General features: G+C 46.3%; 12 protein-coding genes. All 12 read left to right on the top strand.

The annotated features are described in order from the left end of the window. Positions 1 to 96 precede the first annotated feature (96 nt). The 12 genes from CHH60_RS28835 to rplW all read left to right on the top strand — a co-directional run bounded on the left by CHH60_RS28835 (position 97) and on the right by rplW (position 15735). Positions 97 to 714: a class I SAM-dependent methyltransferase gene (locus CHH60_RS28835; protein ID WP_095293425.1), complete on the top strand. Its 618-nt coding sequence runs from the start codon at positions 97 to 99 to the stop codon at positions 712 to 714. A gap of 393 nt (positions 715 to 1107) precedes the next feature. Next, a complete protein-coding gene (gene rpoB / locus CHH60_RS28830; protein WP_095293424.1) occupies positions 1108 to 4653 on the top strand; it encodes a DNA-directed RNA polymerase subunit beta in 3546 nt (1181 codons plus the stop codon). 112 nt (positions 4654 to 4765) lie between these two features. Beyond that, positions 4766 to 8380 (top strand): DNA-directed RNA polymerase subunit beta', encoded by a 3615-nt coding sequence (rpoC, locus tag CHH60_RS28825; RefSeq protein WP_095362283.1) that lies wholly within the window; start codon positions 4766 to 4768, stop codon positions 8378 to 8380. A gap of 203 nt (positions 8381 to 8583) precedes the next feature. After that, a complete protein-coding gene (locus CHH60_RS28820; protein ID WP_076292165.1) occupies positions 8584 to 8832 on the top strand; it encodes a ribosomal L7Ae/L30e/S12e/Gadd45 family protein in 249 nt (82 codons plus the stop codon). Positions 8833 to 8986: 154 nt separating this feature from the next. Then, positions 8987 to 9409, top strand: coding sequence for a 30S ribosomal protein S12 (gene rpsL / locus CHH60_RS28815; protein ID WP_017692070.1), 423 nt, complete (start codon positions 8987 to 8989; stop codon positions 9407 to 9409). 87 nt (positions 9410 to 9496) lie between these two features. Continuing rightward, entirely contained in the window at positions 9497 to 9967 is a 471-nt protein-coding gene (rpsG, locus tag CHH60_RS28810) for a 30S ribosomal protein S7 (RefSeq protein ID WP_056697679.1), read from the top strand. A 47-nt stretch (positions 9968 to 10014) separates the two neighbouring features. Beyond that, positions 10015 to 12093: an elongation factor G gene (gene fusA / locus CHH60_RS28805; protein ID WP_095362282.1), complete on the top strand. Its 2079-nt coding sequence runs from the start codon at positions 10015 to 10017 to the stop codon at positions 12091 to 12093. A 99-nt stretch (positions 12094 to 12192) separates the two neighbouring features. Continuing rightward, a complete protein-coding gene (tuf, locus tag CHH60_RS28800; protein WP_095362281.1) occupies positions 12193 to 13383 on the top strand; it encodes an elongation factor Tu in 1191 nt (396 codons plus the stop codon). Between the two features lie 437 nt (positions 13384 to 13820). Further along, on the top strand, positions 13821 to 14129 hold the full coding sequence (rpsJ, locus tag CHH60_RS28795; protein WP_017692074.1) for a 30S ribosomal protein S10: 309 nt from the start codon (positions 13821 to 13823) through the stop codon (positions 14127 to 14129). 43 nt (positions 14130 to 14172) lie between these two features. Next, complete coding sequence (gene rplC, locus CHH60_RS28790; RefSeq protein ID WP_095362280.1) at positions 14173 to 14796, top strand: 50S ribosomal protein L3; 624 nt, start codon at positions 14173 to 14175, stop codon at positions 14794 to 14796. 25 nt (positions 14797 to 14821) lie between these two features. Continuing rightward, positions 14822 to 15445, top strand: a complete 624-nt coding sequence (gene rplD, locus CHH60_RS28785; RefSeq protein ID WP_095293419.1) for a 50S ribosomal protein L4 — start codon at positions 14822 to 14824, stop codon at positions 15443 to 15445. Next, a complete protein-coding gene (gene rplW, locus CHH60_RS28780) occupies positions 15445 to 15735 on the top strand; it encodes a 50S ribosomal protein L23 (RefSeq protein ID WP_024633586.1) in 291 nt (96 codons plus the stop codon). Before rplD ends, rplW begins: the two co-directional genes overlap by 1 nt. Positions 15736 to 15740 lie beyond the last annotated feature (5 nt).

Genomic DNA, 15740 nt, shown 5'->3' with positions numbered 1-15740 from the left:
TTTGGCTTTTACAAGCTAAATGAACAAAACAACAAACCCCTTGACTTATATCAAGGGGTTTGTTGCTGTAATTGTATATGGAAAGTGAGTGAGGACATGTCCAATCATTATTATTCGGACAAACCGCAGGTCGCACATGACAGACGGGCAACGGAAGCGGAGCTTCGTGGATGGAAATTGCGATTCGTTACCGATGCAGGTGTATTTTCCAAGAGCGGAATCGATTACGGCAGCAGAGTACTGATTGATGCTATAGAGTTAACTGCTGGGGCTCATGTTCTGGATGTGGGTTGCGGGTATGGACCGATTGGTCTTACGGCAGCCAAGCTTGTACCCGAAGGACATGTCACCATGATTGATATCAACGAGAGAGCGGTTGAGCTTTCCAGAGAAAATGCAAAAGCAAATGGAATCACGAATGTAACGGTAATGCAAAGTAATCTACTTTCTGAAGTGAACCAGAGGGACTTTGATGCAGTTCTAACCAACCCGCCCATTCGAGCAGGGAAGGAAACCGTTCATACCATTTTTGAGCAGGCGCATCAGCATCTGAAGGTAGGTGGTTCGTTGTGGATTGTCATTCAGAAAAAGCAAGGGGCTCCTTCGGCAAAAGCGAAGCTGGAATCCTTGTTTGGCAGAGTGGAAGAAGTAACGAAAGATAAAGGCTACCGGATTTTCAAAGCGGTGAAAACGGAGGACTCGTCCGAAGGCTAGTTTCCGATTTGTAAAGTAAGCAGGGGAGCATTTTTTTTGCAATAGGACTATTGACTTGAAATTCAGGTCGTGGTATTATTGTAAAATGTCAGTATTAAGATGCCCTACTTGGCTTTAGCTAACTAAAAATGTCAATCTTTTTTTACGCCGAACGGGCTTATTATGCCTACGTTTGGCGTATAATATGTACATTTTGGGCAAACTGGGGATAAGTATGATTTTGGAAGACATCCGCCGATCAAAGTTGCTCTTTTTTCGAACGACATTCGAGTAAGGGCTTTTCTTTATTTGTGGATGCATTGCTTTGCTCTGTATGTGTACCATTATAAGGTTACAAACAGAGGTTCGCAACGAAATTTTTAAAGTGAGTAGACATTGAGGGGTGAGTTTAAGTTGGCAGGACATCTTGTTCAATATGGTCGACGCACTCGGCGCAGTTATGCACGAATTAACGAGATACTCGAAGTTCCGAACCTGATTGAGATCCAACAAAAATCTTACGATTGGTTTTTGGAGGAAGGGTTGCGCGAAATGTTCCAGGATATCTCGCCGATCCAGGATTTTACAGGCAACTTGATTTTGGAATTTATCGATTACAGTCTCGGTGAACCGAAGTATACAGTAGACGACGCGAAAGAGCGTGACGTTACTTATGCAGCACCGCTTCGGGTCAAAGTCCGGCTCATTAATAAGGAAACCGGCGAAGTCAAAGAGCAGGAAGTATTCATGGGAGATTTCCCGCTGATGACCGAAACCGGCACATTTATTATTAATGGTGCGGAACGGGTTATTGTCAGCCAGTTGGTTCGCTCTCCTAGCGTTTACTTCAGTACAAAAGTAGATAAGAACGCCAAAAAAACGTATACCGCTACAGTTATTCCTAACCGCGGCGCTTGGCTCGAACTGGAGATGGACGCGAAGGATGTTGTATACGTCCGGATCGACCGTACACGTAAAATTCCAGTTACGGTTCTCCTGCGTGCTCTTGGTTTTGGCACAGACGCTGAGATTCTGGATCTGCTGGGTAATGACGAATATATTCGCAACACGCTGGACAAAGACAATACGGATTCCACGGAGAAAGCGCTGATTGAAATTTATGAGCGTCTTCGTCCGGGCGAGCCACCAACGCTGGATAACGCGAAAAGCTTGCTCGTAGCTCGTTTCTTTGATCCAAAACGCTATGACCTGGCTAACGTAGGTCGTTACAAAATCAACAAAAAGCTCCACATTAAAAACCGTTTGTTCAATCAACGTTTGGCTGAGTCTCTCGTTGATACTGAAACTGGCGAAATTATCGCCGAAGCAGGTCAAATGGTTGACCGTCGTTTGCTCGATGAAATCATGCCTTATCTGGAGAAAAGTGTTGGCTTCCGTACGTATCACGTAGCTAACGGAGTTCTGGATGCGAATGATATTCCAATGCAAACAATTGACGTATTCTCACCGATTGAAGATGGTAAAGTCGTTAAGCTGATTGCCAATGCTAACATTGATAAATCAGTGAAAAACGTAACACCGGCAGATATCATTTCTTCAATCAGTTATTTCATTAACCTTCTGCACGGCATCGGAAGTACAGATGATATCGATCACCTGGGTAACCGTCGTCTGCGTTCGGTTGGTGAACTCTTGCAGAACCAGTTCCGTATCGGTTTGTCCCGTATGGAACGTGTTGTTCGTGAGAGAATGTCCATTCAGGACGCTAACGTGATCACGCCACAGGCATTGATTAACATACGTCCTGTAATTGCATCCATTAAAGAGTTCTTCGGTAGCTCCCAATTGTCACAGTTTATGGATCAAACGAACCCTCTGGGTGAGTTGACGCATAAACGTCGTCTGTCCGCACTCGGACCAGGCGGTTTGACACGTGAGCGTGCAGGCATGGAAGTCCGTGACGTCCATCCATCCCACTATGGCCGGATGTGTCCAATCGAGACTCCAGAGGGACCAAACATTGGTTTGATCAACTCGTTGTCTACATTTGCCCGTGTGAACGAATATGGTTTCATCGAAGCTCCATATCGCTGGGTAGATCCGAAGACTGGTGTCGTAACCGAGCAAATCGATTATCTGACAGCAGACGAAGAGGACAACTACGTTGTCGCTCAAGCGAACGCGAAACTGAATGAAGATGGAACTTTTGCAGAAGAAGCGATCATTGTACGTTACAACAAACAATCGGATAACATCCTTACAATGCCGAGCGAGCGCGTTGACTACATGGACGTATCTCCTAAACAAGTTGTATCTGTCGCTACGGCGCTCATTCCGTTCCTTGAGAACGATGACTCCAACCGCGCACTGATGGGATCCAACATGCAGCGGCAGGCGGTTCCTCTCTTGATTCCTAAAGCTCCGCTCGTAGGAACAGGTATGGAACACAAAGCTGCAAAAGATTCCGGTGTATGTATTGTCTCCAAATATGACGGGATTATTGAACGTTCTTCTGCGAATGAAATCTGGCTCCGTCGTGTGGAAGAGGTAGATGGCCAAGAAGTTAAAGGCGATATCGTTAAATATAAATTACACAAATTTATGCGTTCGAACCAAGGAACATGCATTAACCAACGTCCGATTGTTAAACGTGGTGCTGTTGTCAAAGCTGGCGACATCCTCGCTGACGGTCCTTCGACGGAAATGGGCGAATTGGCTTTGGGACGCAACGTCGTTGTTGCCTTCATGACTTGGGAAGGTTACAACTACGAGGATGCGATTCTGCTTAGTGAAAAACTCGTGAAGGAAGATGTCTACACATCCATCCACATCGAGGAGTATGAGTCAGAAGCGCGCGATACCAAGCTCGGACCTGAAGAGATCACACGTGACATCCCTAACGTAGGGGAAGAAGCGCTGCGTAACCTCGATGAGCGTGGTATTATCCGGATCGGTGCTGAAATTGCTGCTGGCGATATCCTGGTGGGTAAAGTAACGCCTAAAGGTGTAACTGAACTGACTGCGGAAGAACGTCTCCTGCATGCAATCTTCGGTGAGAAAGCACGCGAAGTTCGTGATACGTCCTTGCGTGTGCCTCACGGTACTGACGGGATCGTCGTAGACGTGAAAGTATTTACCCGTGAAAACGGTGATGAACTGCCTCCGGGTGTTAACCAGCTCGTTCGTGTCTATATCGCTCAAAAACGGAAAATCTCCGAGGGTGATAAAATGGCCGGACGTCACGGTAACAAAGGGGTCGTGGCTCGTATCCTGCCGGAAGAAGATATGCCTTTCCTGCCGGACGGAACACCGGTTCAAATCGTTCTTAACCCGCTGGGCGTACCTTCCCGGATGAACATTGGTCAAGTGCTCGAAGTTCACTTAGGTATGGCTGCTATGCAGCTCGGTATCCACGTAGCTACCCCTGTATTCGACGGAGCGAAAGAGTATGACGTCTTCGATACGATGGAAGAAGCAGGCATGCAGCGTAATGGTAAAACCGTTCTGTACGATGGCCGTACGGGTGAAGAGTTTGAACGTGAAGTAACTGTCGGCGTCATGCATATGATCAAGCTGGCGCACATGGTTGATGATAAAATCCATGCCCGTTCCACAGGTCCTTACTCACTCGTTACGCAACAGCCGCTGGGTGGTAAAGCCCAATTCGGTGGACAGCGTTTCGGGGAGATGGAGGTTTGGGCGCTTGAAGCATACGGCGCTGCCTATACTCTACAAGAAATCTTGACTGTTAAGTCCGATGATGTTGTTGGTCGGGTGAAAACATATGAGTCCATTGTCAAAGGTGAGAATGTTCCGGAGCCGGGTGTTCCTGAATCGTTCAAAGTATTGATCAAAGAGCTGCAAAGCTTGGGTATGGACGTTAAGATTTTGAGTGAAGATGAACAAGAGATTGAAATGAAAGAAATGGACGATGAAGATGACGCTGCGAGCGATAAGCTCAGCCTCAACCTTGAGGGTTCAGAGGTCGGAGTGGAGTAACCGCTTCGGGCGCATGATGACCGGCGTTTTTCATCAGGCTCGCGTCTTGCTCCGGCTTCGGCCGGAGAAGGCGTAACCTAGAATACAGGAATTGGTTAAGGAGGGTTGCTCCTTGTTGGACGTCAACAATTTCGAATACATGAAGATCGGGCTTGCTTCCCCAGAAAAAATTCGTTCTTGGTCCCGCGGAGAAGTGAAAAAACCGGAAACGATCAACTATCGTACGTTGAAACCGGAAAAAGAAGGGCTGTTCTGCGAAAAGATTTTTGGCCCTACGAAAGACTGGGAATGTCACTGTGGTAAATACAAACGCGTTCGTTATAAAGGCGTTGTCTGTGACCGCTGTGGTGTTGAAGTAACACGTGCCAAAGTACGCCGTGAACGGATGGGCCATATTGAGCTCGCTGCTCCGGTATCGCACATCTGGTACTTCAAAGGTATTCCGAGCCGCATGGGTCTCGCTTTGGATATGTCTCCAAGATCACTTGAGGAGATTATCTATTTTGCATCTTATGTAGTAACTGATCCAGGAGAAACTCCACTGGAGAAAAAACAGCTGTTGTCCGAGAAAGAATACCGCAGCTACCGTGAAAAATACGGATATGGATTCCAAGCAGGCATGGGTGCAGAAGCGGTTAAGAAACTGCTTCAAGACCTTGATGTGGACAAAGAGCTTGAATTCCTGAAGGAAGAGCTCCGCACTGCACAAGGACAACGTCGTAACCGTGCCATCAAACGTCTGGAAGTTATTGAAGCTTTCCGCAACTCGGGTAACAAACCTGAGTGGATGATCATGGATGTACTTCCTGTTATCCCGCCGGAACTTCGTCCAATGGTACAATTGGATGGTGGACGTTTTGCAACGTCTGACCTGAATGATCTGTACCGCCGTGTAATTAACCGGAACAACCGTCTGAAACGCTTGCTTGATCTGGGCGCACCAGACATCATCGTGCAAAACGAAAAACGGATGCTGCAGGAAGCTGTTGACGCATTGATCGACAACGGCCGTCGCGGACGCCCGGTAACGGGTCCTGGTAACCGTCCATTGAAATCTCTCAGCCACATGCTGAAAGGTAAACAAGGACGTTTCCGTCAAAACTTGCTCGGTAAACGTGTTGACTATTCTGGTCGTTCCGTTATCGTTGTCGGACCTTACCTGAAGATGTATCAGTGTGGTCTGCCAAAAGATATGGCACTTGAACTGTTCAAGCCTTTCGTAATGAAAGAACTTGTGAATAAAGGGCTTGCCCACAATATCAAGAGCGCTAAACGTAAAGTTGAGCGTGTAAGTCCTGAAGTATGGGATGTTCTTGAGGAAGTAATCAAGGAGCATCCGGTTCTACTCAACCGTGCCCCTACGCTTCACCGTCTCGGTATTCAAGCATTTGAACCAATTCTGGTTGAAGGAAAAGCCATTCGTCTTCACCCACTCGTGTGTACGGCATACAATGCCGACTTTGACGGTGACCAAATGGCCGTGCACGTTCCGTTGTCTGCTGAGGCACAAGCGGAAGCACGTATCCTGATGCTTGCATCTGGTAACATTTTGAACCCGAAAGACGGTAAACCAGTTGTTACCCCTTCCCAGGATATGGTCCTAGGTTCATACTACCTGACTATGGACAACAAGGAAGAAAAGGGTACTGGCATGATCCTGCGTACAGTGAACGAGGCTGTATCTGCGTATCAACGCGGTACTGCCGGCTTGCATGCACGCGTAGCGATTCCGGTTAAAGCTCTGGGTAAAACTAGCTTTACTGAAAAACAACAGGATGCAATGTTGCTGACCACTGTCGGTAAAATCATCTTTAATGAAATCTTCCCAGCAAGTTTCCCTTACATCAACGATGCAACTCGTGCAAACCTTTATCAAGGTACTGCAGAGCATTTCTTTGTGTATGAAAAGGGGACTGACCTGAGAGAAGCAATCATGAACGCACCTCTAGCAGGTGGTGTTGGTAAGGAATATCTGGGTACAATCATCGCTCGTTGTTTTGAAATTTACCATACAACGGAAACAGCGGTTATCTTGGATAAAATCAAACAACTCGGATTCACGTACTCGACGCGTGCAGGTATTACTGTAGCCGTGTCTGATGTCGTCGTACCACCTGAGAAATTCGAAATTCTCAGACAATCCGAAGAAAAAGCACAAATCGTTACAAACCAGTACCGTCGTGGTCTGATTACGAACGAAGAGCGCTATGACCGCATCATTGATATCTGGTCTAAATCGAAAGATGATATCACCGAGATTCTGATGAAGTCGATGGATCGTTACAACTCTATCATGATGATGGTTGACTCCAAAGCACGGGGTAATAAATCGCAAATCACCCAATTGGGCGGTATGCGTGGTCTGATGGCCAACCCGTCCGGTCGTATCATCGAACTCCCAATCAAATCGAACTTCCGTGAAGGTCTGACGGTACTCGAGTACTTCATCTCGACACACGGTGCGCGTAAAGGTTTGGCCGATACAGCCTTGCGTACAGCCGACTCAGGTTACCTGACTCGTCGTCTCGTAGACGTGGCACAAGATGTAATCGTGCGTGAAGATGATTGTGGTACAGATAAAGGGTTCACGGTTAGCCGTATCCAGGATGGTAAAGAGGTTATTGAAGATCTCTACGACCGTATCGAAGGAAGATACTGCTTCGAAACTGTTCGTCATCCGGAAACAAAAGAAATTATTGCACACCGCAATGAATTGATTGACTCCGACAAAGCAGAGGCAATTATCAAAGCAGGTGTAACCAAATTGCAAATCCGCTCTGTACTCAGCTGCCGTGCTCGTCATGGTGTCTGCAAAAAATGTTACGGTCGCAACCTGGCGACTGGTAAACACGTGGAGATCGGTGAAGCGGTTGGTATTATCGCTGCGCAATCCATTGGTGAGCCAGGAACACAGCTGACAATGCGTACATTCCACACCGGTGGTGTAGCCGGAGACGATATCACGCAAGGTTTGCCGCGTATCCAGGAGTTGTTTGAGGCGCGTAATCCTAAGGGTCAAGCAACGATCAGTGAGATTGACGGTATTGTCAAAGAGATTCGTGAAGCGAAAGATCGTCGCGAAATCGAAATTCAAGGTGAAGCGGAATCCAAAGTTTACTCCGTTACTTACGGCTCCCGTGTTCGCGTAAGCGAAGGCATGGAGATCGAAGCAGGCGACGAGCTGACAGATGGTTCCATCGATCCAAAAGAAATGCTGCGCATCAAAGGCGTACGTGGTGTACAGAACTACATTCTGCAGGAAGTACAACGCGTATACCGTAACCAGGGCGTAGAAATTAATGATAAACACGTTGAAGTTATGATCCGTCAAATGCTGCGTAAAATCCGCATCGTCGATGCAGGAGATACAACGCTGCTTCCAGGATCGTTCGTAGATACGCATGAGTACGAAAGAGCTAACAAAACAGCGATTCTTAGTGATAAAGAGCCAGCGGTTGCGAAACCAATCCTGCTTGGTATCACAAAAGCATCTCTCGAAACAGACTCCTTCCTCTCTGCGGCATCGTTCCAAGAGACTACACGTGTACTGACAGATGCAGCGATCAAAGGTAAAGTCGATCAGTTGCTTGGTCTGAAGGAAAATGTAATCATCGGTAAACTGATCCCTGCAGGTACAGGTATGAACCGTTACCGCAGCATCAAGTTTGCTGAGCCGGAAGATGGCCAATCTTCAGTCGAAGAACTTGAGCCAGTCTCCGTTGATTAGATAGATTCCCCCTATTTAGGGTGAAGATAAAGTTTTGTATGTCAGGGGATGGACGTGTGTTTAATACAGACGGACATTTCCTGATGTGCGAAAACTTTGAATAAATCTTTCACGATTAGCATTGACATTGCTTGCGCTAGATGCTAATATATCAAAGGTGCGTGAGCAGCTGATTGTATATGTCCTATTCGGAGGAATGAACAATGTCTAATGAAAAAGGCCTGCAAGATGCTCATGTCAAAATAGGTACAAAACAGACCATGCGGATGGTCCAGTCAGGAATGGCTGCTGAGGTCTATGTGGCCGAAGATAGCGATCCGCAGCTCACTTCCAAAATCATTGCCTTGTGTGAACAACACAATGTGAAGTACACGAAAGTGGACACAATGAAAAATCTCGGCAAGGCTTGCGGGATTGGAGTGGGAGCAGCAATGGCTGCTGTCGCAAAATGATACGGTAAGGAACGTTTTTGTCCGAGAACTTTTTAGGGATTCTCTAAGGCAAAAACTTTTCATTTGTCTTTTTATGAACCGCCTGGGTCTGTGGACTTAGCGATAAGAGGTTTATAAAGAAACATGAACAATTGAGGAAGGGGGTGGCAATCACATGCCAACTATTAACCAACTGGTACGCAAAGGACGTCAAGCTAAAGTTGAAAAGTCCAAATCACCAGCATTGCAAAAAGGGTTCAACGCTTTGAAACGTGAATCTACTAACATCAGTGCCCCACAAAAACGTGGTGTCTGCACTCGTGTAGGTACAATGACTCCACGTAAACCGAACTCTGCACTTCGTAAATATGCCCGTGTTCGTTTGACGAACCGTCTCGAGGTAACTGCTTATATCCCGGGTATCGGACATAACTTGCAAGAGCACAGTGTTGTATTGATTCGCGGAGGTAAAGTTAAGGACCTTGCAGGGGTTCGTTACCACATCGTTCGTGGAGCACTCGATACTGCAGGCGTGAACAACCGTATGCAAGCTCGTTCTAAATACGGTGCTAAACGTCCTAAAGCTAAAAAAGCCTAACACATTATAAGAAGCGATCCTGAATATCTTCTGGCTTAATGTCCAGAGGACAAGGGTTAGCTTAACAAGAAAGAAAGGGGGATATCCATGCCACGCAAAGGTCCAGTTACGAAAAGAGACGTGTTGCCAGATCCGGTATACAACAGCAAGTTGGTTACTCGTTTGATCAACCGCATCATGCTCGACGGAAAACGCGGTGTTGCTCAAAGCATTCTGTATAATGCGTTCAAGTTGATCCAAGAACGCACGGGTAATGACCCGATGGAAGTATTTGAGACAGCAATCAAGAATATCATGCCAGTCCTGGAAGTTAAAGCTCGCCGTGTCGGCGGTGCCAACTACCAAGTACCAATCGAGGTAAAACCAGAGAGACGTACTGCTTTGGGTTTACGTTGGCTCGTGAACTACTCCCGCAACCGCGGTGAGAAAACAATGGAAGAGCGTTTGGCGGCTGAGATTATCGACGCTTCCAACAACACAGGCGCTTCCGTTAAGAAACGTGAAGATACGCACAAAATGGCTGAAGCGAACAAAGCGTTTGCTCACTACCGTTGGTAGGATTCAGTTCACAATAAAAACTTCAATTTTGAAGGGAGACCCATTTCATGGCAAGAGAGTTCTCCTTGAAAAATACACGTAATATCGGGATCATGGCTCATATTGATGCGGGTAAAACCACGACAACTGAGCGGATCTTGTTCTACACAGGCCGTACGCACAAAATCGGTGAAGTTCACGAAGGCGCTGCGACAATGGACTGGATGGAACAGGAACAGGAGCGCGGAATTACGATTACTTCCGCTGCGACTACCGCTGCTTGGAAAGGCCACCGCGTTAATATCATTGATACCCCGGGACACGTTGACTTCACTGTTGAAGTTGAACGTTCCCTTCGTGTATTGGACGGAGCAGTTGGTGTATTCAGTGCGAAAGAAGGCGTTGAGCCTCAGTCTGAAACTGTATGGAGACAGGCTGACAAGTACGGCGTACCTCGTATCGCTTACGTAAATAAAATGGATATCATCGGTGCTGACTTCTTGAATGTTGTTTCCGACATGCGTGATCGCCTTCAAGCGAACGCAGTTGCGATTCAACTGCCAATCGGCGCTGAAAATGATTTTAAAGGTATCATTGATATCGTTGCACAAAGAGCTCATATGTACAAAGATGACCTTGGTCAAGATATCGAAGAAACCGAAATTCCTGCGGAATTTGCAGATCAAGTTGAAGAACTCCGCAACGAATTGATTGAGCGGGTTGCAGAACTCGACGAAGAATTGACTATGAAATACCTGGAAGGCGAAGAGATCACTGTTGAAGAGATCAAATCCGCTCTCCGTAAAGGTGTAGTAGAAGTTAAGATCTTCCCAGTAATCTGTGGATCCTCTTATCGTAACAAAGGTGTTCAACTTATGTTGGACGCTGTTATCGACTACTTGCCAGCTCCAATTGACGTTCCAGCGATCAAGGGTCTCCTTGAAGATGGAACCGAAGCGGTTCGCAAGTCTTCTGATGAAGAGCCATTCTCCGCATTGGCCTTCAAAATCATGACTGACCCTTACGTTGGTAAATTGACATTCTTCCGCGTATACTCCGGTGTTCTTCAATCCGGTTCTTATGTATTGAATGCCACTAAAAACAAACGTGAGCGTATCGGTCGTATCCTTCAAATGCACGCGAACAGCCGTCAAGAGATCACTGAAGTTTACTCCGGTGACATTGCAGCTGCCGTAGGTTTGAAAGATACGGGTACAGGTGATACACTATGTGATGAGAAAAACCCGGTTATCTTGGAATCCATGAACTTCCCTGATCCGGTTATCGAAATCGCCGTTGAACCTAAAACCAAAGCTGACCAAGATAAAATGGGTGTTGCTCTCGGTAAGTTGACAGAAGAGGATCCAACTCTTCGTGCTCATACTGACGAAGAAACAGGCCAAACAATCTTGGCAGGTATGGGTGAGCTTCACCTTGATATCATCATCGACCGTATGCGTCGTGAGTTCAAGGTTGAAACTACTGTGGGTAAACCACAAGTAGCTTACCGTGAAACTTTCCGTGCTCCAGCGCGCGTTGAAGGTAAATTCGTACGTCAATCCGGTGGTCGTGGTCAATACGGTCACGTATGGGTTGAATTCGAACCTCTCGAGCCGGGTACAGGCAGCCAGTTTGAAAGTAAGGTTGTCGGTGGTTCCGTTCCTAGAGAATACATTCAACCAGCACTGTCAGGGATTGAAGAGCAAATGAAAAACGGCGTTATTGCAGGCTTCCCGCTTGTTGACGTTAAGGCTACAATTGTAGACGGATCTTACCATGATGTCGATTCCAACGAGATGGCATTTAAAATTGCCGGATCTATGGCGCTGAAAGCAGCGAAAGACAAATGTAGTCCAGTTCTGCTTGAGCCAATCATGAAAGTAGAAGTAACCGTTCCGGAAGAGTACATGGGTGACGTTATGGGTATGCTTAACTCCCGTCGTGGCCGCATCGAAGGTATGGATTCCCGTAGTGGAGCTCAAATCATTCGTGCTAAAGTACCTTTGTCCGAAATGTTCGGATACTCTACAACTCTTCGTTCCGGTACTCAAGGACGCGGCGTATTCTCCATGGAGCTTTCTCACTATGAAGAAGTTCCTAAGAGCATCGCTGAAGAGATCGTTGCCAAAACAAAAGGCACCGAGTAGTTTTCTCACACTGGACGCTAGTGCATAGGGAGTTAATCTTCTAGATGCTAGGGTCCAGTGAAAACATAAAATTTAACATTTTAAGGAGGCCACGTTCAAATGGCAAAGGCTAAATACGAACGTAATAAACCACACGTTAACATTGGTACTATCGGTCACGTCGACCATGGTAAAACAACTCTGACTGCTGCAATCACTACTGTATTGTCCAAAACTTACGGTGGCGCAGCAATCGCTTTCGATCAAATCGATAAAGCTCCAGAAGAGCGCGAACGCGGTATCACAATCTCCACAGCTCACGTTGAGTACGAAACTGACGCTCGTCACTACGCTCACGTTGACTGCCCAGGTCACGCCGACTATGTTAAAAACATGATCACTGGCGCGGCACAAATGGACGGAGCTATCTTGGTAGTATCCGCAGCTGACGGCCCAATGCCACAAACTCGTGAGCACATCTTGCTCTCCCGTCAAGTAGGCGTACCTTACATCGTTGTATTCTTGAACAAATGCGACATGGTTGAAGACGAAGAGTTGTTGGAACTGGTTGAAATGGAAGTTCGCGACTTGCTCAACGAATATGAGTTCCCAGGTGACGATACTCCAATCACTCGTGGTTCCGCTCGTGAAGCTCTGCAAAACCCTGATGGTGAGTGGGCTCAAAAAATCGTTGAGATGTTCAAAGAAATCGATACTTACATCCCAACTCCAGAGCGCGACACTGACAAACCTTTCTTGATGCCAGTTGAGGACGTATTCTCCATCACTGGTCGTGGTACAGTAGCTACAGGTCGTGTAGAGCGTGGTACTGTTAAAGTCGGTGAAGAGATCGAAATCGTGGGTATCCACGAAGAAACTAAAAAATCCGTAGTTACGGGCGTTGAAATGTTCCGTAAATTGCTGGATTCCGCTCAAGCGGGTGACAACATCGGCGCATTGCTGCGTGGTGTTGACCGTGAAAGCATCGAGCGTGGACAAGTACTGGCTAAACCAGGTTCTGTTAAGCCACACACAGAATTTACAGCTCAAGTATACGTTCTGACTAAAGAAGAGGGTGGACGTCACAAACCTTTCTTCACAGGATACCGTCCACAATTCTATTTCCGTACAACTGACGTAACAGGTATCATCAACCTGCCAGAAGGTACTGAAATGGTAATGCCAGGCGACAACATCACAGTAACTGTACAACTGATCAATCCAATTGCGATTGAAGAAGGTACACGCTTCGCGATCCGCGAAGGTGGACGTACAGTTGGTGCCGGTGCGGTAGCTTCCATCCAAAAATAATTCAGCTTTCCGCTGAGTAAGCATATGCAACAGTGTACTGGAACGAGTAACATTGTACTGTAACGAAGCTTCGGAAGAGTTCTTTATCCGACATCGGATAAAGAACTCTTTTATTATGTATAAGAGATTCGGAACCTGCGTCATAATGGTGAGGAACATTCAGATGTATAAAAAAGATCGGTTAAGGCAGCTTGCATAACGGTGAAATAACATATTAAACAACGTCATTTCGATATGAAAAGATTAGTTTAAATGTTTTTCTTAAATATGCTTGCAATACGCCCATTTTTTCTATATAATAATGAATGTTGTTCTGAGACGTTGCGATGATGTGAGAGGTTACTGGCACACCCGGCCCCTTTGCCATGGGAGGGTTGTTGGAAAATTTTCACGGAGTATGTCCGATAATAAATTGGGCGATAGAAGGAGGGACTAAAATGGCAAAGCAAAAAATTCGTATTCGTTTGAAAGCTTACGACCACAGAATTCTTGATCAATCCGCGGAGAAAATTGTTGAAACAGCAAAACGTTCGGGTGCTGGTGTATCCGGTCCGATTCCGCTTCCAACTGAAAAACAAATCATTACTATTCTTCGTGCGGTACACAAGTACAAGGATTCTCGGGAGCAATTCGAGCAACGCACACATAAGCGTTTGATCGATATCGTTAACCCGACTCCACAAACTGTGGATGCCTTGATGCGCTTGGATCTGCCGTCCGGTGTAGATATCGAAATCAAATTGTAATATAAATCAACAAGACCATGTATAAAGGAAAAGAGGTGTCAACATGAAAGGTATCTTAGGAAAAAAACTTGGAATGACTCAAGTGTTTACCGCTGAAGGTAACGTAGTACCAGTAACAGTTATCGAAGCAGGACCTTGTGTTGTTTTGCAAAAGAAAGATCTTGAGAACGATGGCTACGAAGCAGTTCAAATCGGTTATTCCGATAAGAAAGAGAAAAATGCCAACAAGCCAGAAGCAGGACACGCTAAAAAAGCGAATACTGCCCCTAAGCGCTACGTTCGTGAACTTCGCGGCATCAACATCGCGGAATATGAAGTTGGCCAAGAGTTGAAAGCTGACATTTTCGCAGAAGGCGAATTCGTTGACGTAACGGGTATTTCTAAAGGTAAAGGTTTTGCCGGCGTAATCAAACGTTGGGGACAAAGCACTGGACCTATGTCTCACGGTTCTCGTTATCACCGTGGCCCGGGTTCGATGGGTTCGATCCAAGCTAACCGCGTTCCTAAAGGCAAGCACTTGCCAGGACACATGGGTCATGAGACTGTTACAATCCAACGTCTTGAAGTTGTTAAAGTAGACGCTGAGCGTAACGTGTTGCTCGTGAAGGGTTCCATTCCTGGACCGAAAAACAGTCTTGTAAAAGTTAAAGAAACGGTGAAAAAATAACCACTGAAGAAAGGAGGAACACAAAATGCCAAAAGTATCAGTTTACAATGTAGATGGTAGCCAAGTGGGCGAAGTTGAACTGAACGATGCAGTATTCGGAGTAGAGCCGAACACTTCCGTTCTGTACGATGCAGTGCTTATGCAACGCGCTTCCCTTCGTCAAGGTACCCACAAAGTAAAAGGACGTTCTGAAGTACGTGGCGGTGGACGTAAGCCTTGGAAACAAAAAGGTACAGGTCGCGCTCGTCAAGGTTCGATTCGTTCTCCACAATGGAAAGGCGGCGGTATCGTATTTGGTCCGACACCACGGAGCTATGCGTACAAACTGCCTAAGAAAGTTCGCCGTTTGGCGATCAAATCAGCTCTTTCATCCAAAGTGCTCGACAACGACATTATCGTTTTGGACGCTCTTTCGCTGAGCACACCTAAAACAAAAGAATTTGCAGCCATCTTGAACAACTTGAAAGTTGGACGCAAAGCTTTGATCGTAGCTCCTAGCTATGATGATAATGTGGCTCTTTCCGCACGGAATATTCCTGGCGTGAAATTCGTAGCAGCTGACGGCATTAATGTTCTTGACGTGCTTGCGCACGACAAACTGATCATTACGAAAGAAGCAGTTCAGAAGGTAGAGGAGGTGCTCGCGTAATGAAGGATCCTCGTGATATTGTTAAACGTCCGATTATTACGGAACGTACTGCTGACATGATGAATGACTTGAAATATGTATTTGAAGTCGATATCCGTGCAAACAAAACCGAGATCAAAAAAGCCGTGGAAGCTATTTTCAACGTAAAAGTGAAAAACGTGAACACTCTTCGTGTTCCAGCTAAGCCTAAACGGTACGGACGTTATTCCGGATATACTAGCGAATGGAAAAAAGCGTTTGTAACACTGACACAAGACAGCAAAACGCTTGAGTTCTTTGAAACTGTATAATTGAA

The organism is Paenibacillus sp. 7523-1, assembly GCF_002276415.1.
In the GTDB taxonomy this organism is placed as follows: domain Bacteria; phylum Bacillota; class Bacilli; order Paenibacillales; family Paenibacillaceae; genus Paenibacillus; species Paenibacillus illinoisensis_A.
The sequence above is the reverse complement of the archived record's forward strand: the minus strand, read 5'-3'. Positions and strand labels throughout refer to the sequence as shown.

What these genes read in the sequence shown, in the direction of transcription:
- rplW (WP_024633586.1), top strand. Translation starts at nt 15,445, where the DNA reads ATGAAGGATCCTCGTGATATTGTTAAACGTCCGATTATTACGGAACGT.
- CHH60_RS28820 (WP_076292165.1), top strand. Translation starts at nt 8,584, where the DNA reads ATGTCTAATGAAAAAGGCCTGCAAGATGCTCATGTCAAAATAGGTACA.
- rpsG (WP_056697679.1), top strand. Translation starts at nt 9,497, where the DNA reads ATGCCACGCAAAGGTCCAGTTACGAAAAGAGACGTGTTGCCAGATCCG.
- tuf (WP_095362281.1), top strand. Translation starts at nt 12,193, where the DNA reads ATGGCAAAGGCTAAATACGAACGTAATAAACCACACGTTAACATTGGT.
- rplC (WP_095362280.1), top strand. Translation starts at nt 14,173, where the DNA reads ATGAAAGGTATCTTAGGAAAAAAACTTGGAATGACTCAAGTGTTTACC.
- rpsJ (WP_017692074.1), top strand. Translation starts at nt 13,821, where the DNA reads ATGGCAAAGCAAAAAATTCGTATTCGTTTGAAAGCTTACGACCACAGA.
- CHH60_RS28835 (WP_095293425.1), top strand. Translation starts at nt 97, where the DNA reads ATGTCCAATCATTATTATTCGGACAAACCGCAGGTCGCACATGACAGA.
- fusA (WP_095362282.1), top strand. Translation starts at nt 10,015, where the DNA reads ATGGCAAGAGAGTTCTCCTTGAAAAATACACGTAATATCGGGATCATG.
- rpsL (WP_017692070.1), top strand. Translation starts at nt 8,987, where the DNA reads ATGCCAACTATTAACCAACTGGTACGCAAAGGACGTCAAGCTAAAGTT.
- rplD (WP_095293419.1), top strand. Translation starts at nt 14,822, where the DNA reads ATGCCAAAAGTATCAGTTTACAATGTAGATGGTAGCCAAGTGGGCGAA.